The following is an 18,874-nucleotide window of genomic DNA, read 5'->3' on the forward strand; positions in this document are numbered from 1 at the left end:
TATCGTGGTAAGTAAAGAAAGACTTGAATTAGTTAGAAGAAAACTATTATTATATTTTAATCACTTCTTTTTTGCGGAGAAGTATCATTAGTAACCGCCAATTCTGACTTTCCCTTTGGGATTGCATACCATTTTTCTGCAATAATTTTATAAATATTTCCTTCTTTTCTCAAATATAAATATTTTCTTCCAAAATCTTTTTTATCTGGAGATGAATATCTTTGGGTAAATTCAACTAAAAGTTGATTTCTAAACGCTAATATTTTTGGTTGACTTATTTCTACTTTAATTTCGCCTGCACGAAGTTTAGACAGCTTTTCCTTATACTCGTACCAACCTTCTTTACTTTTTCCCAATGATTGAAATTGAGGAGAATAAAAGCTTAAATAAGTTTCAAAATCAGAATTTTCCCAACTTGTCCGCCATGATTCAATCATTTCAGAGACTCTTGCTCTTTCTTTTAAAAGATCTTCATGCGGAACAACAGGCATACGATCAACAATCACAACTGGAGTTTGATATTCAGAGATATATTGAGAAATATCTAAAACGTCTTCATTTCTTAAAGCAACACAACCTTCTGTATCAAAAGGCCGTTGCATACGGTCGTCTTTATCAACCCCATGAATCCAAATACCAGAACCTGTTTTTCTCTGCCTCTTATCAAAGATATTTGGATAATCGAGCACAAATGCTTTTGGACCATATTTTCTTGCAGATGGACCCCATTTTTGAATTAAATCAGAACCATCCTTTTGCCCAACAATGAAGTAAATACCTTCAGGAGTTCGATTATCTCCCCTAAACTTTTTATCTCCCTGCTCTTTTCCCGTGATCGCTAAATAAGTTTTTACTAATGTGTAATTGCCATTTAATAACATTTTAAAAACACTTAATTTATGTAGGTTTTTTTCAACCACAATTGCATGGATAGGAAGATAAGCTCCCAAACTTACAAAGGCAGATGGAATTTGATTTAAAACTAAATTTGTAGTGAGTTCGCTTTTTATTTTTGTTTGTTGTTTTTGAAAAAATTCTTTATTTTCTTGTGCGAATAAATCTTTTGTCTCTTGCGAATAAATTTTTTCACTATTAAAAATAGAAAAAACTAGGAATGAGCTGTAAATTATAGTTAATACAAAATTATCTTTAGATTTTATGTAATTACTAAATCTCTTCACACCACTCCCTTTATCCAGAAGTGTAGAGCTAATTATCTAATAATAGCTTCTACTTGTGCTCGGATATTAGATGAAAGACGAACTCCCATGTATGAAACTGTATCGGATGCTAACAGTGTTGCAATTTGACCAGATTGTTCAATAGTTAGGCCGTTACAAAGACCATACATAAAGCCGCCTGCAAACATATCCCCCGCACCAGTTGTATCGGCAACTTCTACTTTTTTTGCAGGAATAAAAATTACATTTTCGTCGTAGGCAATATATGCCCCATTTTCACCGTCTTTAACTACAGATAGTTGAACAGTTTTAGCTAGTTCTATTGCAGCAGATTTCGGGTCTAATTCAAGTAAAATTTTAGCTTCTTCTGCATTCAAAAAAACTAAATGAGTTTTCTCTAGGAGTGAAAAAATTGTTTTTTTCCCGTGTCTTTTTATAACAAAGGGATCAGCCACATCAAAAGCCACTTTGACATCATTTAAAAGAGCAAAATCAATTGCCGCATGCAAAGCATCGATTTGATTTTGAGTATCAAGCATATATCCGGTGGTAAATAATATTTTTGAATTCGCTATATCCTCAAAAGGCAAATCCGTTGGCATGTACTTTCGGCAAGCACCAAGATAGGTATTTAATGTTCTTTCTCCATCTGGAGTTACAACAACTAAACAGGTTCCTGTATGCGTTTCACCTTGAACAGAAAGCCGATTGATAATTCCTAGCTCTGCTAAACGACTAGCAAACGCTTTTCCGTAAGCATCTGTTCCTACGCAACTACTGTAACTCGTTTTAGCTCCTAATACAGCTAATCCTCTTACTGCATTAGATGCACTACCACCTAACTCTACCTCAGGTTTTACATTGCCTAAATTATGTATTACTTTTTTTTGTGTATCTTCATCAACCAACTGCATAATACCTTTGGTCATTCCAAAGTTTTTTAAATCAGTATCATTTGCACGTACTAATAAGTCTATCAAAGCATTTTCAATAGAAACAACATCTAGTTTATGTTTAAACTGTTCTGAAGAAAAGAAAGTATTCCGAATCATATATACCTCTAAATTGTACTTTATTCTTCAGAAACATCTGAAGAAATTATTGGGTAGTAAATGGACCTAAAATTTTTAGATCAACTCCACCAAGTAAGTCTCTGACAACTACCAACCCACCAACTGTATTACCTGAACCTACACCAGGATTCCAAGTAGTTGAAGAAGCTGTGTCTAAATTTATAGAGCCCGTAGAAACATACCACTGGACTCTAGAACTAGGTGTGTACAAAGAATTGTTTGGATCTCTTGGAGATGGAACTGTTGGAGAATTTAAATTAATATTTAAATTAACATTACTCCCTGAAACTAAAGAATTACTAGCTGGAGAAATACTTGTAATTAATAAAGGATTATTCGTTACTGCGAGCCCATTTTTAATTTGTGTAACTTTATTAGAATCCGCATTTGTTGGAAAAGTTGTTGATGTCCACCATGTATCTGTAGGTTCAGGTAAAAAATAAAAAGAATAAAAACCATTATCGCTGGAAGAACTAGAACTGACTGTATATGAAATCTGAAAACCTGGAATATCTTTTGCTTGTGACATATAGGAATTTAAATTTGTTGTAGTTAGATTTGCGCAATTAACTGGAAAATCAAATATAGTTAATCTAAAAGGAGATGTTTGTACTGTAGTTGTTGTCGATGAATTAAAAAACGAACTTGATGCTACAGAAGTTCCACTAGTTCCTGCACTTGTACCTCTAGCACCACCTCCATTGCTTAAATAATTATTTCCTATTGCAAAAGCAGTAATACTATTAATTGTTAAAGTCGGAACTTCTGAAGTTGGAGATATTGCAACCAAATAAAAATGAGTGGAAGAACAAGAATTTGTTGAAGAGGTTAATCTAACTGGAAACTGTTGTGTGGAAGTACCTGCAAATGAACTTCCTGAAACTAATGCAGAATTTTGAAAAACTGCAGCAACAACTCTTACTTTATTAATAACATAGTAATTATTATCAGTGGGACTACAACTGTTAATAATAGAGTAAAAGAAAAATAAAGTTACAAAAAATAAATTTTTTCGATAAATTAACATAGAAAATCCTTATTTTAAAATTTTGCAATAACACCAATAGAAGGAAGAATTGGTAACCCAGTTACACTTACTGTATTTGAATAATCTCGATTAAAAGTAGTGTATGCAACGTTACTTCTATTAAATAAATTTAAAATATTTAAATATGATGTTAAAGTCCAATCAGAAAATAAAAAGTCATATTCGGTTCTAAAATCAACTTCCATAAAGTATGGAGAACGACCGTCATTTTTATTTATGAGATAAGTATTTCCATCAGGAGCTGCGGCATAAACCCCAGTATTTTGGTTAAAAGTACCACCTTGCACAGTGGAATAAGGATTACCAGTCATATATTGTAATCTAAAACCAGCATTCCAACGACTCGTTATCTTTTGTCCATAAACTAAATTAAATGAATGGGTTCTATCATAATCTGAAAAACGCCAAGCACCACTTCCGGGATCCCTTACTTCCGCCATACTCCAACCATAACTTATCCAGCCAAACCAAAAATCAGAAGGTTTTTTCTTTAGAAAAAACTCAACTCCTTTTGCTCTTGACTGAATTGAATTTTCAAATTTATTATTTGGATCGCTTACTGCTGGACCGGTTAAATTATTGCTTGTTTTATACCATAACTGAAGATCTGTTGAATAATTATCAAAGAATTTTGCTTCATGTCCTACTACATACTGAATATTTCTTTCTAAATTTAAATTGGGATTTCCATATCCTGATATCAAATATTGAATGGCTGGTAATTGACTATAATAACCCCAAGCAGCTTTTAAAGTTTGTCCTTCCATAAACTCATATTTAACACCAATCCTAGGATCTATTGCCAATTGGTTTGCGGAGGGTCCTTTTAAAACATTAACCCCCGGATTAAATTTTAAAGATTTAATTGGTGAATAAGTAAAATCAAGATAAGTATCTCCATAAAAATAATTAACTGTAACAGAGGTTTTATTTCTTGGAGCTAACTCGGGATCAAAATAAACCGTAGGATCTCCACTAGGATACTGAACGACATCAAAACCGACTTGATTTCTAGCTACTTTAGGCCTTATTCCTAATGTGTATGAAAATTGATCATTAATTTTTTTGTCTAATGCAGTTCCTAAAACAAATAAATGACTTTTTGCATCAATTACATCATTAAAAATATTTTGTTGAAAAACGAGATATCGCTGTTCACCAAATACACTAAGTCCATAACCATTTCCTAAATTAAAACTATACTTTAATCCAGAAACTTCAGTATAATTGTAGAAACTAAAACTATTTTTACCTGAAGCTGTATTACTATTACCAATGTCAGACGATAGTGAAACTCTATCAGCTGCCCCTAAAAGATACGCCTGCCAAGTTCCGGTCGAATGATTTCCATTGAAAACAAATTGATAATCTGTTGCTTGTGGAATAGTAACAAAACTGGAATCACTTGCTAATTTTTGGATAAGTGGTTTATAAAGCTCTAAATATGTTCGTCTAAAACCCATTCGATAACCAATAGCATCATTATCTTTTTCACTTGTAGTAGAGTTATCTGCTTGAACAGCATCTGTAGTTACTTTTTCAGAATCATTTGATTCTTTACCAAAAGCGTTTCCTTCTAAATAAATACCACTTTGGATCATCCCAAGTTCAAATTCTCCAGATAATTTTTTTGGAATTTTTCCAGGAGATCTAAGCTGAATAACACCGCCAATTGTATCTGTATATCGAGCACTAAAAGCGCCAGGATAAAAATCCATAGATTCTATCATTCTACTAGGAATAATAGTTTGTGCTCCACCAAAGTGAAAAATAAAAGGTAACAGCAAATCATCATAGTAATATGAATTGTCTCCAGGCAATCCACCTCGTACAACGATATCAGCACTTCCAACACTAGCTGGTAATACTGAAGGTAACGTCTGCAACAATTTAACTGCATCACGAGAAGTACCAGGGGCTTGATCTATTTCATCTGCTTGAAATGAAGTTTGAGATATTTCATCTTTCTTTTTTGCTCTAATAATTCCATAACCGCCATATTCTGGTGCTGGTTCAAGTAAGAAAGGAGACTCACTTTGGAGTTTTCCATCTTCAATTTTAATTTTCAAATCTTGAAAATTTTCAGCCCGAATAACAATTCCTTTTGAAGTTTTACTAACAATTAAAGTAAAAAAACCATCGTTATTTGATCTGGTTGTAATCTGACGATTACTTTCATCAAATATCATAGCATCCACGATGTCTGTTCTTGAACCTAATGCTCGAACTTTTCCTTGAATTTTTATTTTTCCGTCAAGGTTAGCATCTTGTGTTTTATCTTGCGCAAATACGCTTTGGGAATAGATCAATTGATTTGAAAGCAATACGATGATAATGAGCGGTACGTTTTTCTTCAACATTGTTTGAACCTATAATATTTACATTATCAATAATTAAACACTCAGATAAAAATAACATAAAAAACTATTATTTTTCAAAATATGAAATTCAAAAATTTGAAAAATAATTTTGCTTAATTTTTAATCAAAATTATTTTTTTTGCTATTTTACAATTTTGCGTATTCAATATAATAAGCTTTCTTAAGGTTCTCTATTATTCGTTAAGACTTTTTATGATAGAGTATCATTCAACTGAAAGGCAATGTGTGAACTCATTTGAAAAAACAACTGATTTCTTCCAGAAACCATTTGATTTAAAAAAAACTTATTTTTGGTTAATCCTATTTTCATTTCTATTGATACGGATCATTTGGTCTATCTTCTTTCCAATGGCAAATGATGAGGTTTATTATTGGGAATGGGCAAGATCTCCGCAACTTAGTTATGTAGATGCTCCCCCATTTGTCGCTTGGCAAGGATTTCTTGGAAATTTATTTTTTGACAATTCTTTAGGTGTTCGTTTTTTTCTTCCTTTTTTTTATTTAATCTCTACATTATTTTTATTATTTAGCGCAAATAAATTAGCTTCAATACAAAATAAATTATTTACAAATGAAATGGCATATTCCGTAATAATCTTGACTCAACTCATCCCAGTTTTTACGATGGAAGGATTTATATTACTACCAGATAATGGTTTATTATTTGGAATTTCAGGATCTCTTTATTTTTTACTATCTGCTATTTCTAAACAACAAAGGAAACAACTCCAACAATTACCAATAAAGTATGCTATTTTTGCTGGTTTTTTTATAGGAATAGCCGGTCTTTCAAAATATCATGCCCTTCCAATTAGTTTAGGATTTTTTCTTTCCATTGTTGTTTATAGGGGTTTTAAAAAAAGTGTTGGTGATATTCCATTTTGGTTATTAACTATTATCAGTAGTCTTCTAATTGTAAGTCCAGTTTTTATTTGGAATATAGAACACCAATTCGCTTCTTTTCATTTTCAAAGTCAACATGGTTTTGCAGGGTTTTCTTTTAATCTAAAAGGATTTAGTAAATTTTTATTAGGTACGATTTTTTATCTATACCCGTGGTTTTTTCTTGCATTTTTTATTTTTATTATTCAAAACTTAAAACGAAAAAAATATTTAAACTCAATCAATAATATAGTTATTTTTCCTTTTTTGATTTTATTTATAATTATTTTTATTTCTGCAATGGGAAAACAAGCCTTACCACATTGGACAATGCCTGGATTTTTTCTTCTCATACCAGCATTCGCAATTCAATGGCATCCTTTGACAAACAAACATTTTAAAAAATGGAAAGTTTATTTAAAAATTTCCTTAATTACTTCAGTCTTACTTCCAACTATTTTGTGTTTTGATCAATTCAATCAGTTTTTAATACGTTCATATGTATTTTTTAAGGGCAACGCAGATGACCTTTTTCAAGTTTATGCTTGGAAAAATTTACAATATGATTTAAAAAAACAAGCGCTAGTAGATATTGAAACAAAACCTTTTAATCCATACAAATTAAGTTGCAAAGGTTCAGAATTCGTAGTTGGATCTTTGAAATGGTACTGGACTGCTCAAATGGCTTTTCATTTTCAAAATCAACCCAAAATATATAATTTTGACTTTATTAATACATCATTTTATTTATGGAGAGATAACCTCCCTCGATTGGCAAATTGCAATATAATCATTCTTGGAAGTAAAGACCATTTCGATCAAAATTTAATTGAAGAAGTTATGGATATTCATGAAAAGAAAGAAATTCATATTTACCCCTATTTAGGAGAAAATATAATTTATCTCAAGGGAAGAATGAAAGAAGAAACAAAATTAAAAGAAATTTACGAAAAACAAATAAAGCAAATAAAGTTTTAAGATCAATTTAATTGAAATTTTTGAGTTTTTCTAAAATATCTTTTAATGCACAACTTACAATTTCAATTTCCCAAGTGTGACCTTTTGCTGAGTTTTCTAACTCTTGGATCCATTCAATAAGATTACTTACAATTTTTGTGCTAGAATTTGTTTCTCTATCATCTAGCTCGTTGTCGGATAATTGTTCCAAATATGTCTTCCAAGAAGATAAAGGTGCATCAAGCATGTTTACTAATCGATTTAAACGTTTGGTTTGATCTTGCCCTTCCCAATCTCCACTTACTTGAAAGGGATACCAATCAAGTTCATGCCTATGAAGCCACAAATGAGCTCCGTTACTCAAAGCAACCCGCCTGAAATCATCTGGGAGTGCATTTTGAAACCCGTCTGGCCTTTTCCAGATCACATGCATAATCTAACCTCACATAATTTAAAGGACACCTTGATGGTGTGCAATTTAAGTCTCGATAATACAACCGAAAGAAAAATAAACAAGCTCAAAAAAATTTGAAATTCTTAAAGCTGATAGCTTATTTTTATATTATGTATTAAAGTCTTTTTGGTTTTCTGTTTTCAACAACAAAAAACCATCTTTTCAAAAGGAGTTTTATTTTGACAAAAGTTCTCATTTATACAACAACTGTGTGCCCCTACTGCAACGCAGCAAAAAATCTTTTTAAAAGTCTAAATGTTGAATATGAAGAGATTAATTTAGATAGTGATTCTGATTTGAGAGCAAAGCTTTCTGCAGAAAATAACGGCTGGAGAACTGTTCCAATGATATTCATTGATGGTAAATTTATTGGTGGTTTTGATGACGCTAATAAACTTCATAAAGAGGGAAAACTTCTAAATTTACTTGGAAAAAACTAACTTAATACGAAAATAATAATATGTTTAAAATTGCTAGAGTAGTTGGTTTAATTGTTTTAAGTGCATCTATTAGTGGATGCGTAATTGGATTTAGTAACAAGAAAAACCATATTTCAGACGAATTTACAAATGTATATATCCCAGCAGCTATCGATAAATCTTCTTACTCTGGTAATGCCAGTCGTTTAACCCAAGCAATTCGCCAAAAATTAGCTTTAAATTCTGATTTAAATATAACTTCTGCAGAATATGCTAGATGGGCAATTGAAATTATTATTGCTGATAGAATTCAAGATATTGTATCAATCGATGATTGCCGTAACCCTGCTAATACAACGGTAGCAAGTGGAGCTTTTAAATGCGCTGCTATTCACCCAGAAATTGCAGATTCAAATACTTCTTTGCCAAAGTCCTTTAGTCACTCAACCAAATCGCCTGCACAAGAAAAAATATCCCTCGTTGTTGAAACAAAAGCTATTGATTTAAATGATGGAAAAGTAATTTGGTCAAAACGCTATTCAGCAAGAAATATCACTCCTGTTACATTTAATGAAATTGGAGATATCGACGGAAATACTATTAAGTATATGCAATGGACACCAGACTTACATGTTCTGAGATATCAAGAAAGTATAGATAATTCTGTTAAAAGTTATTCTGAAAGTATATCTGCAGATATTTATAATCTTTTAACAAGTGCTTTGCCTAAAAAAAAGACTATTGATCGTTCAAAAGGAACCTAATCTTCTTTAATAGCTACTTGTAAAAATGACAAAGAAAATGTAGTTTTTCCTCGATTTTATATCCTTTGTTTCTTCCCCAATTAGGAGAGCCATTTATGCTTTTAAATTTTGTCGCAAAATATAAAAAAGATTTGGAAAATATTGCTCTTTCTGTTCGAATTTTAGGAATGGATGCAGTTTTAAAAGCAAAATCTGGGCATGTAGGTCTGCCATTGGGGGGTGCTGAAATAGGCACCCTCCTTTATTTTGCAGTTATGCAACACAGTGCAGAAAATCCAAATTGGATAGATAGAGATCGTTTTATTCTATCAGCTGGGCACGGAAGTATGCTCCAGTATTCTCTCTTACATATGGCTAACTATCCTATATCTAAAGAGGAAATAGTTGAATTTAGACAATTAAATAGTTTGACTCCTGGGCATCCGGAATATGGTCACACAATTGGAATAGAATGTACAACTGGCCCGCTAGGACAAGGAATTTCACATGCTGTAGGTATGGCAGTTGCTGAAAGAATGTTAGCTGCTCGTTTTAATACTGAAAATAATGAATTGATAGATCATAGGACTTTTGTTTTAGCAGGTGATGGCTGTCTGATGGAAGGCGTTAGTTCCGAGGCTTGTAGTTTAGCTGGGCATTTAAAATTAAACAGACTTATCACACTTTATGATGCTAATAATATTACTATCGATGGAACCATAGATATTTCTTTTAGTGAAAATGTGCAAAAAAGATATGAAGCTTATGGTTGGAATGTACTTCTTGCAGATGGAAATGATTTTGAATCCCTCGCGAAAGCTATGGAACAAGCTCTTATTTTTTCTAAAATGCCTAATGGAGAAACAGGACCAACGATTATTATTTGTAAAGGTGTTCCTGGAAAAGGCTCCCCCAAATGGGAAGGTAAACCTAAAATTCATGGAAACCCAATGACCGCAGAAGATGTCGTTGATGCAAAACGGCATTTAGGAATTGAAAACGTAGAACCATTTTATATTCCACAAGAGTGTTATGATTCGGCTAAAAATTTACGTGAAATCGGTTCACAAAAATATCAAATTTGGGAAAAACAATTATCTAAAACATTACATTTTTGGGAATCTAATGAACCTGAAAAACTAAAACTTTGGCAGCAACATTTCAATAAAGAGCTTACAATCGAATTTACCGATCAAGTTCTTAATGCCGCTAAAGGAAATATGGCCACACGAGTTTCAAGTGGCAAAGCTCTATGTGAATTAGCCGCCTTAAATCCACAACTAGTAGGTGGTTCAGCTGACTTGGCAGGAAGTAATTTAACAACTTTACCAAATACAACATTTATTAATAGAAAAGATTTTTCAGGCAGAAATATTCACTTTGGTGTTAGAGAACATGGAATGGCCGCTATCTGTAACGGCATTTCTCTGCATGGAGGATTTCAAGCTTATTGTGCAACTTTCGCTGTTTTTTCTGATTATATGCGTCCTTCCATCCGCTTAGCTGCTTTAATGAAATTACCTACTATCTTTATTTTGACTCATGACAGTTATGCTGTGGGAGAAGATGGACCAACTCATCAACCAATTGAACATGCTGCCGCCTTAAGAGCAATTCCAGATCTTCTTGTTTATCGCCCAGGGGATGCTCTTGAAACCTATTTGGCATGGGAAAAAGCTGTAAATACAAAAAATAAACCTACAGCATTATTACTTACCCGTCAGGATTTAACAAATTTAGATCATTTTCTAACAATTCCAAGAGAATCTATTTTGGTAAAAGAAAGTCTAGATAAAGGGGCATATATTGTTAAGGATTTTGGAGGAAACTCTGGAATAAAGGCCATTATTGTTGCTTCAGGCAGTGAAGTTTCTCTTGCTATTGAAACTGCTAATCTATTAGAAAAAGAAACATTTCAATCTTTAAATCAAAATAATTTAACTCTATCAATCCGTGTTGTAAGCTGTATAGCACCACAAATTTTAATAGAAAATCCGGTTACTTTAAATAAGTTAATACCAAAAGAAATACCAACACTTGCGATTGAAGCAGGTTCAACTCAAAGTTGGGGAGAAATTGTTGGAAGAGATGGTGCAATATTTGGTATGAAATCATTTGGCGCATCTGCTCCAGCAAAAGTTTTAGCAGAACATTTTGGTTTTGAAAAAAATAAATTTTCTAATTTTATTTTAAACCATTTACAATTAAGGCGTTAAAATGAAGTTATTAAAATCTATTAACTTTCATTTGAACGAAAAAGAATTAATAAATATTAAAAATGTTAATATTTGTTATTTTGCATGTCTTTTATTAGTATTATTAATAAATATAGTACTAAATTATAAAGAATCTGCGCATGTTTGGATAGAAATAATAGGATCTATTATTCAAATTGCTATACCAGTATATGTATTAGTGCCTGTTCTTTGGAAAAAAGATAAAACAGGTGCAATCCAAATGATCAAAATGCTGATAGTGATTTTAAGTATAACTTGGGCTTTTAAATTAGGACTAAGTCAGGTATTTGGAATAAGTGATTTACGACCTCGCGGAGGTACAATGAGCTTCCCAAGTGGACATACGTCAGGAGCCTTCTCCGGTGCTATTTTTATGTCGTTACGTTATGGTTGGAAATATGCATTAATTAGTTTACCTTTAGCATCATTAGTTGGATTTACAAGAATATATTCACTAGCTCATTGGCCTATTGATGTTATTGCTTCTATCATTCTTTGCACTATATCTGGATTTTTATTAGTGAAAAAATATAAATAATCATCTTTAAACAGGAAACAAGGATGTTACCTAGTTTATCTAGCTTTTTAATATCAAACTATTTTCTTACTTTTTTATCTTTTTTGCTTGTTTCTTTTTTGTTTTTAACTTTTTTGTTAGGCAAAGAAAAAGCAAAAATAAGATTTATAAATTACCTTATTTTATTCTTTGCTGCATTTTTTTTGCTAAAAAATAAAAATTTTTACTCAAGTAATATAATATTCATATTTTATTTATTTCTTTTAAATTTATTCCAATTTGCAATAGTTAAAATATATAGTATTATGAAAAAACCAATAAAAAAATCAAAATTTATAAAAAAAATTCCGCAAAAAAACAAAAAGAAGAAAAGCAATACATATGGTAGCCCTCAAGTATTAACTTCATTTGGCCTAAAAGTGAGGAGTAAAAGTGAGGTTTTCATTGCGGAAAAACTGAAAGAAAATAATATACTTTTTACCTACGAAAAACCATTATCAGCCGATGGAAAAACTTATTATCCAGATTTTACAATTTATATTGGGAAAAGAGAGTTATATTGGGAACATTTTGGATTAATGAATGATGATATTTATGCAAAAAAAACCGAGATTAAAATGAAATGGTATAATAAACATTTTCCAAAAAAATTAATTTGGACCGAGGAAAATTCCTATTTAATGATACAAATTCATGAAATTGCTGAAAAATTAGCAAAAACTAAGCAGCCCCCTCCGTCGTTTCATCAACAGATCCATGAGATAAAGGAACGTGCATCTCGAAATCACCGTATTTAACCTGCAATTTTCCATCAACATTTTCAACAATAAAGATTTCATCTTCTATCTGCATTTCTAAAATTTTGCCAGCTTGAATTGTTTTAAAAGGGATTCTAAAGTCAGAACCATCTGACAAAATAACCATGAAATATTTTCCTCTAACTTGGATGGAGGTTTTGTTTACTCCTGTAGGAACATTTGCTGGGGTAACATCTTCATCTAAACCAATTGGAGCAGCTTCATCAGGAATTTCAGCAGTTGCTCCACTTGATTCACCAACTTCACTAACAGAATTATCGTCACCTAAACCATGATCAATTGGTTGCGGAGCGTCTCCACCCTGAAGGTCTTCTGGTGATGCTGTTTTTATTTCTTCATCACTTGCAGCAGGAGCTTCTACAGACGCTTCCGCCGTATCATCTACTATATCTAACTCTTTCATTTCTACAGGAGGTTTTTCTTCAGATCCTTCTGCTGTAGCAACAGGTTCTTCTGTTGTTTCTTTATTTTCTGCTGGAGCTTCTTCTTTCATGGTTTCCTCCCCTACAGAAGTTTGCTCCTCATCTGTTTGCACTTCTTGTGCAAGAGGTTCTTCTGCAGTTGGTTCTTCCACACTAGCTGAAACAGTTTCTTCTGCGCCAGCTATCTCTAATGGAGGCTCTTCCATAGCTTCCGTATCACTTGCTTCACTACCTGCTGTTACTTCAGCTGATTCTGATTCAGCTTCATTTCCCGCAACTTCTAACGCGGGAGATTCTACAGGGTTTTCTGAAGACTCATCATCTTCCTTCGGCATTGTTGCTGCAGACTCATCGACTTCTAATGCCGATTCTTCAGTATTTTCTGCATTATCTATAGTTGTTTCAGGAAGAGAAGAAGACTCTCCTTCATCTTTAGTTACTGAATCGTTAGAAACTGCTTGTTCTTCTTCTATTTCTAAGGGAGCTTCCTCTGCTTGTTCTACGGAGGCAGCAGTACTAGTAGACTCGGCTGTTGCTTCAGCAGCAAAATCAACAGTTTCTTCTGAACTTGCAGCAATAGTACTCGGTTGCAAATTTTCAGTAGAATCTACTTGAATTTCTTCTTCTGCCGGAGCCGCACTTTCTTCTGCCGGAGCTGCGCTTTCTTCTGCCGGAGCTGCGCTTTCTTCTGCCGGAGCCGCACTTTCTTCTGCCGGAGCTGCGCTTTCTTCTGCCGGAGCCGCACTTTCTTCTGCCGGAGCTGCGCTTTCTTCTGCCAGAGCTGCGCTTTCTTCTGCCAGAGCTGCGCTTTCTTCTGCCGGAGCTGCGCTTTCTTCTGCCGGAGCTGCGCTTTCTTCTGCCGGAGCTGCGCTTTCTTCTGCCGGAGCCACACTTTCTTCTGCCGGAGCTGCGCTTTCTTCTGCCGGAGCTGCGCTTTCTTCTGCCTGAAGTTTTTCTTCTAAAGCCGCTTCATTTAATGGAGTTGCAGCTATATCTTCTTCATCTCCACCGCTATGCGCTTGTGTAGAATCTGCACTTTCTCCAGAAACTCCAATAGACTTTAAGTTTTGTTTAAATGGAGACAGTCCAATTCGTCCAACAACCTCAGCTAACCCCTCATTTTCTTGCTTATTCTGAGAAAAAGTTTCTAAAATATTGCATATTGTTTCACCAATTTTTTCTCTTTTAATAGAATCAATCAAGAATTCAGCAAGTTTTGGCTCTCCTGAAGATCTACCACCTATCAAAACTTTGTATCCAGATTCTTCGCCTATAACATGAATATCATCTGTAGCAGAGGCGACACAGGCTGTGGAACAGCCATTCATACCTATGGTAAGTGCTGTAAAAGACTCTTTAAATTTTTCATTTAGAATAGGTGAAATTTCTATAGCGTCACCCAATGCATCTTGTTGGCACTTGTTACACAATTCACCTAAACAAGCTTTTGGTGATAAAATAGAATGATTTCGATAGTGTTTTAATAAAATACCAGATTTAGAAAGTTTACTGTGCAGATCTAAAAGCTTTTCCTTGGGAACCATAAATCCAATTCTTTGATCTTCAGTTACCTTTAAAAAAACTGAAACATCATCTGCTACATCACAAATTAAACGTAACTGAGCACCATTATAGACTCCGCCAGCAGCTTCGGCTAAAACAAACAGATTGCCATTTTTTAATTCAAATTGACCACCAGACAATGAATCTCTCCCGGTACTATATTGCTGATTTGGTATCGTTTACTTGGCATAGAACTTGAGGATGCCTAGAGTATGTTGAAATATTCATTTACATTGGTTACTAAAGTTTGGCAGGTTCTTTACCGAAAGAAGAACCGAATACTCATCATTCTACTGTTTTGTGAAAAGAAGGAGTCTCCCGCTATGTCCACCTCCTCTGCGTCTTCTATGCGAGAATTAATTGAATATGTTGCGAAGTCTCTTGTCGACAATGCGGATAAAGTTGAAATTAATGAAATTAATGGCGCACAAACAAATGTTATAGAATTAAAAGTTGCGAAAGAAGATGTTGGAAAAATCATTGGAAAAAGTGGTAGAACCGCAGATGCCATTAGAACTATTTTAAATTGTGGGGCAGCTAAACAAAACAAAAGATATATTTTACATATTATTGACGAATAGAATATTATTATTTTGACATAAAATTTCCTAATTTAATTCAAATATTTTCTCACAAGTTATTCCTTAAAACGTCAAATTAAAAAAAATAATTACATATCCGCCAAAATTTTGATGACAAAGAATAGTTAACAACTTCCGAATAATAATAAACACTTTTTAGGAGAAAATATGAATTATAAAAGATATATGAATATCATTATAATTATTTTTCTTGCTAAATTTATTTTTGCATGCAGTTACTTTAAATCACCAGGAATTAGCTTTAATATAAACGCTCCATCATTAACTGGCAGTTCTCGTTCGTTATATTCTTCTTTTACAACTGTCCAGATTCCTATTTCTATTACCAATTCAAGCGGTTTCCAATTACAAAAAGCATTAACAGCTGGTTCAAATTCCGTGCAAATTCCTTCGGGAAGTATTCATATTAAAATTGGATATTTGGCGTTTGGAAATATTTCTGGTAGTTCAGGTAGTTGTAACAATAACAATAATGGTGGCGGTCCTAATAATGTTTTGTATAGTGAATATGAATTTGACTACACAATTGACTCAAATACATCATCAATTAATATAAATTTTCCTAGTCCTTTCTCCTTAATTCCAGTTGATCATTTTGGATTTCTAATTAAAGATAAAAATGGTAATCCAGCTACAAATGCTACAATTTATTATTTCGATTTGATAAGTGAACAAAATATTGTCGACCCTTGTGAAGGCAAAATTGCTTCCGATGTAACAGATTCTCAAGGTAGAGTGGCTGTAGAATTACCTATCTATAGTAATTCACTAAAATTTAGATTTATGGTCCAAACTGCAGATGGAAATACTAAAGTTTTTAAACCTGTTTTGACGAGGGGTGCTACAAAAGCACAATTTTATTATGTAAATATGGCAGATGGAAGTGTTACAGCAATGAATGAAAATACTGATAGTTTTTTACAGGATGGATATTCAATTGCTTATACTCGTGATGTTTTACAAAAAAATCCTAGATTTCCAGATTTCTATACCTATACATTACAATCTGTTGATGCAAATAATAATATTTATCTAGGTCCTCAAAGTAACAGCCAAGATCCTTATAGCTTAATAAATAGAAGAGGTTTTGATATTTATTGCCAAATAAAGGATTACTCAAATACAAATATTTTATACCCATTTCAACTTTGTCCAAGGCAATTTTTTACAATTACAACATTACCTATCACTTGGACTTATGGACAAACATATAATATCTATGCCTTTATAAAAGATAGAGATGGCTATATTATAACTCCCTCTAATAGTTATATTCCCTTTAATTACTATTTACCTTAAAAAGGTAAGAATTTATTCTATCACAAAGAAACCTTACTAAATCCAAAATATAAACGATTATTTCTACTGTCAAGAACCATAATTAATTTTAAAATATAAACGAAAATTTCTATTGTCAATAGTAATTTTCTGAATAATTTAAATTCAAATTAGATAAACTTCCCTCTTTACAAATTAAATAAACGATTAAGTTTACAATAGTGGAGAATTAAGGACTCCATGAAATTAAATTTTATAGGAGAATCATTATGTACCGTAATCATTTTAGAAAACATTTAACAAGCCAAAATAGTTCTTTACCTTTTTTTGGTTTTCACAGTGAAGTAGGTAACTTGTTAAATTCAATTTTTTCTGAGCAAATTAATGAAAATAATTCCGAAATTTGGTTCAGACCTAGTTTAGATATAATTGAAACAAAAGAGCATTTTTTAGTTACTCTCGAACTTTCTGGAGTTTCTCAAAAAGACGTTGAAATATCACTAGAGAAAAATATATTAACCATTTCAGGAGAAAAAAAGAAAAAAGAACTTGATAAAGAAACAAGCTTTTATCGCAGTGAAATTTCTTATGGAAAATTCAAACGCTCCATAGAATTTCCTGAAAAAGCAAATTCAGAGGCCATTGAAGCAGAATTAAAAGATGGAATTTTGGCAATTAAAATTGGAAAAATTTTGCATTCAGAAGCTAAAAAAATCGAAATTAAATTAGCTTAATTTCCAACAGGCTTGAGAGTTTTAATAACTCTCAAGCCAATTTTACTTATAAAATAAATTAACACAATCAACCGCTTTGAGCCAACGATACAAATTTGCACTTGCAATTGCTTCAGGCATTAATGGTTTAAATTCTTTTCCATTATAATCTTTATTTGCAAGAAATATATCTTGCTCATTTAATCCAGTCGACGCAGCCATTGCTGCTCCTAAAGAAGTCGTTTCAGTATTTATTGGTCTAAATAATTCTGTTTGTAATGTATCTGCCTGAAACTGCATAAGAAAATCATTTCTAGATGCTCCGCCATCAACACCAACTTTTAGTATTTTTTGTTTACTTAATTTTTCCATTAATTTAAGCAGCTGAACATTTTGCATTGCAATACTTTCTAAGACAGCCCTTATAATTTGTGCTTTCTGTGTTCCTCTTGTAAGGCCAAATAAAACCCCTTTTGCTTGAGGATTCCAATAAGGTGCACCTAAACCAGCTAAAGATGGTACAAACAAAACCTCTTCATCTCTTGGATAGCTCATAGCTTGTTCAGCACTTTCTGATGAATTTTTTACCCAACAAAAATTATCTCGCAGAAATTGAACGGCTGCTCCTGCAATAAATGCAGATCCCTCTAAAGCAAATGCTCTTTTATTTTTTGTAGCAAAAGCAACTGTAGTTAGTAATCCTTCATCCGTTGTTACTATATTTTCTCCTGTATTCATTAAAAGAAAAGCACCTGTCCCAAATGTTATTTTTGCTTCTCCAGAATTAAAACACTTTTGCCCAAATAAAGCGGCTTGTTGATCTCCTAATACGCCAGTTATAGGTATCCCATCTGGAAGTCCTGGAACTTTATAAGTTTCTCCAAATTTTGCAAAACTTGGTTTGATTTCAGCTAAACTATTTTGTGAAATATTAAATAATTTTAATAACTCACTATCATAACTGCCAGTATGTAAATTATACAACATAGTACGACTTGCATTTGTATGATCAGTAACAAACGATTTCCCATTTGTTAATTTCCAAATGATGAATGAATCAATAGTTCCTAAAGCTAGTTCTGCTGTTAAATCCCACTGTTTAACTGAAGAATATTGTTCTAACATCCACCGCATTTTAGAAGCACTAAAGTAGGGATCGCATACTAATCCAGTTTTTTGAAGAATCTCTTCTTGTAATTTCTTATTCTTTTTTAAATTCTCGCAAAAATCTGCGGTTCTTCTATCTTGCCAAACAATAGCATTGCCAGCAATTTCACCAGTTTTTTTATTCCAAGCTAAACAAGTTTCTCTTTGATTTGTTATGCCTATTGCAGCAATTTTTGCGGATGAGAAATCAGTATTTTGCTGATAAGCAAGTTCTATTGCATTATGAATTGCTTTTAATGTAGTTTCCCAAATTTGTTGTGGATTGTGTTCGACTAAACCTGGTCTAGGGTAAATTTGAGGAAATTCAATTTTATTATTTCCATACATTGAAAAATCATTCATACTAAAAAATGAAGCCTGAATTCCTGTGGTACCTTCATCTATAGATAAGATAAAATGAGTCATACTCCCACTCCTTC

General features: G+C 32.7%; 16 protein-coding genes. 9 read left to right on the forward strand and 7 right to left on the reverse strand.

What is annotated here, in order from left to right; genetic code table 11:
- Positions 1-56: 56 nt before the first annotated feature.
- From QEJ31_RS15570 to QEJ31_RS15585, 4 genes are read right to left on the reverse strand one after another with little or no spacing between them, the layout of a single operon-like run.
- Positions 57-1,181 carry a L,D-transpeptidase family protein gene (locus QEJ31_RS15570; RefSeq protein WP_280591548.1) on the reverse strand — a complete coding sequence of 375 codons (1,125 nt, stop codon included), beginning with the start codon at positions 1,179-1,181 and terminating at the stop codon, positions 57-59.
- A gap of 32 nt (positions 1,182-1,213) precedes the next feature.
- Positions 1,214-2,233 (reverse strand): adenosine kinase, encoded by a 1,020-nt coding sequence (locus QEJ31_RS15575; RefSeq protein WP_280591551.1) that lies wholly within the window; start codon positions 2,231-2,233, stop codon positions 1,214-1,216.
- Positions 2,234-2,279: 46 nt separating this feature from the next.
- Positions 2,280-3,281 carry a hypothetical protein gene (locus QEJ31_RS15580; RefSeq protein ID WP_280591552.1) on the reverse strand — a complete coding sequence of 334 codons (1,002 nt, stop codon included), beginning with the start codon at positions 3,279-3,281 and terminating at the stop codon, positions 2,280-2,282.
- Positions 3,282-3,295: 14 nt separating this feature from the next.
- Entirely contained in the window at positions 3,296-5,662 is a 2,367-nt protein-coding gene (locus QEJ31_RS15585; protein ID WP_280591553.1) for a TonB-dependent receptor plug domain-containing protein, read from the reverse strand.
- A 213-nt stretch (positions 5,663-5,875) separates the two neighbouring features.
- Between QEJ31_RS15585 and QEJ31_RS15590 the strand changes: the two genes are divergently transcribed.
- Positions 5,876-7,543: a glycosyltransferase family 39 protein gene (locus tag QEJ31_RS15590; protein WP_280591555.1), complete on the forward strand. Its 1,668-nt coding sequence runs from the start codon at positions 5,876-5,878 to the stop codon at positions 7,541-7,543.
- 7 nt (positions 7,544-7,550) lie between these two features.
- Here the strand turns inward: QEJ31_RS15590 and QEJ31_RS15595 are convergent, their stop codons facing one another.
- Positions 7,551-7,955, reverse strand: a complete 405-nt coding sequence (locus QEJ31_RS15595) for a hypothetical protein (RefSeq protein WP_280591557.1) — start codon at positions 7,953-7,955, stop codon at positions 7,551-7,553.
- Positions 7,956-8,155: 200 nt separating this feature from the next.
- Here QEJ31_RS15595 and QEJ31_RS15600 point away from each other — a divergent pair, with 200 nt between their 5' ends.
- From QEJ31_RS15600 to QEJ31_RS15620, 5 genes are all read left to right on the forward strand, one after another.
- Positions 8,156-8,416 carry a glutaredoxin gene (locus tag QEJ31_RS15600; protein WP_280591558.1) on the forward strand — a complete coding sequence of 87 codons (261 nt, stop codon included), beginning with the start codon at positions 8,156-8,158 and terminating at the stop codon, positions 8,414-8,416.
- 20 nt (positions 8,417-8,436) lie between these two features.
- Positions 8,437-9,159: a hypothetical protein gene (locus QEJ31_RS15605; RefSeq protein WP_280591559.1), complete on the forward strand. Its 723-nt coding sequence runs from the start codon at positions 8,437-8,439 to the stop codon at positions 9,157-9,159.
- A gap of 95 nt (positions 9,160-9,254) precedes the next feature.
- Positions 9,255-11,354: a transketolase gene (gene tkt / locus QEJ31_RS15610; protein ID WP_280591570.1), complete on the forward strand. Its 2,100-nt coding sequence runs from the start codon at positions 9,255-9,257 to the stop codon at positions 11,352-11,354.
- Position 11,355: 1 nt separating this feature from the next.
- Positions 11,356-11,913 carry a phosphatase PAP2 family protein gene (locus QEJ31_RS15615; protein ID WP_280591571.1) on the forward strand — a complete coding sequence of 186 codons (558 nt, stop codon included), beginning with the start codon at positions 11,356-11,358 and terminating at the stop codon, positions 11,911-11,913.
- Between the two features lie 23 nt (positions 11,914-11,936).
- The gene (locus tag QEJ31_RS15620; protein ID WP_280591573.1) at positions 11,937-12,689 is read left to right on the forward strand and encodes a hypothetical protein; all 753 of its coding nucleotides are present in this window, start codon (positions 11,937-11,939) and stop codon (positions 12,687-12,689) included.
- Here QEJ31_RS15620 and QEJ31_RS15625 read toward each other — a convergent pair.
- Positions 12,613-14,835, reverse strand: a complete 2,223-nt coding sequence (locus QEJ31_RS15625) for a hypothetical protein (protein ID WP_280591574.1) — start codon at positions 14,833-14,835, stop codon at positions 12,613-12,615. The genes QEJ31_RS15620 and QEJ31_RS15625 overlap by 77 nt on opposite strands.
- 207 nt (positions 14,836-15,042) lie before the next feature.
- On the opposite strand from QEJ31_RS15625, the gene QEJ31_RS15630 reads away from it, so the two are divergent.
- The 3 genes from QEJ31_RS15630 to QEJ31_RS15640 all read left to right on the forward strand — a co-directional run bounded on the left by QEJ31_RS15630 (position 15,043) and on the right by QEJ31_RS15640 (position 17,309).
- Positions 15,043-15,276, forward strand: coding sequence for a KH domain-containing protein (locus QEJ31_RS15630; RefSeq protein WP_148698833.1), 234 nt, complete (start codon positions 15,043-15,045; stop codon positions 15,274-15,276).
- Between the two features lie 168 nt (positions 15,277-15,444).
- A complete protein-coding gene (locus QEJ31_RS15635; protein WP_280591577.1) occupies positions 15,445-16,596 on the forward strand; it encodes a hypothetical protein in 1,152 nt (383 codons plus the stop codon).
- A gap of 248 nt (positions 16,597-16,844) precedes the next feature.
- Positions 16,845-17,309 carry an Hsp20 family protein gene (locus QEJ31_RS15640; protein WP_280591578.1) on the forward strand — a complete coding sequence of 155 codons (465 nt, stop codon included), beginning with the start codon at positions 16,845-16,847 and terminating at the stop codon, positions 17,307-17,309.
- Between the two features lie 42 nt (positions 17,310-17,351).
- Here the strand turns inward: QEJ31_RS15640 and glpK are convergent, their stop codons facing one another.
- Positions 17,352-18,860: a glycerol kinase GlpK gene (gene glpK / locus QEJ31_RS15645; protein ID WP_280591579.1), complete on the reverse strand. Its 1,509-nt coding sequence runs from the start codon at positions 18,858-18,860 to the stop codon at positions 17,352-17,354.
- Between the last annotated feature and the right edge of the window lie 14 nt (positions 18,861-18,874).

The organism is Pigmentibacter sp. JX0631 (assembly GCF_029873255.1).
Classification (GTDB): Bacteria; Bdellovibrionota_B; Oligoflexia; order Silvanigrellales; family Silvanigrellaceae; genus Silvanigrella.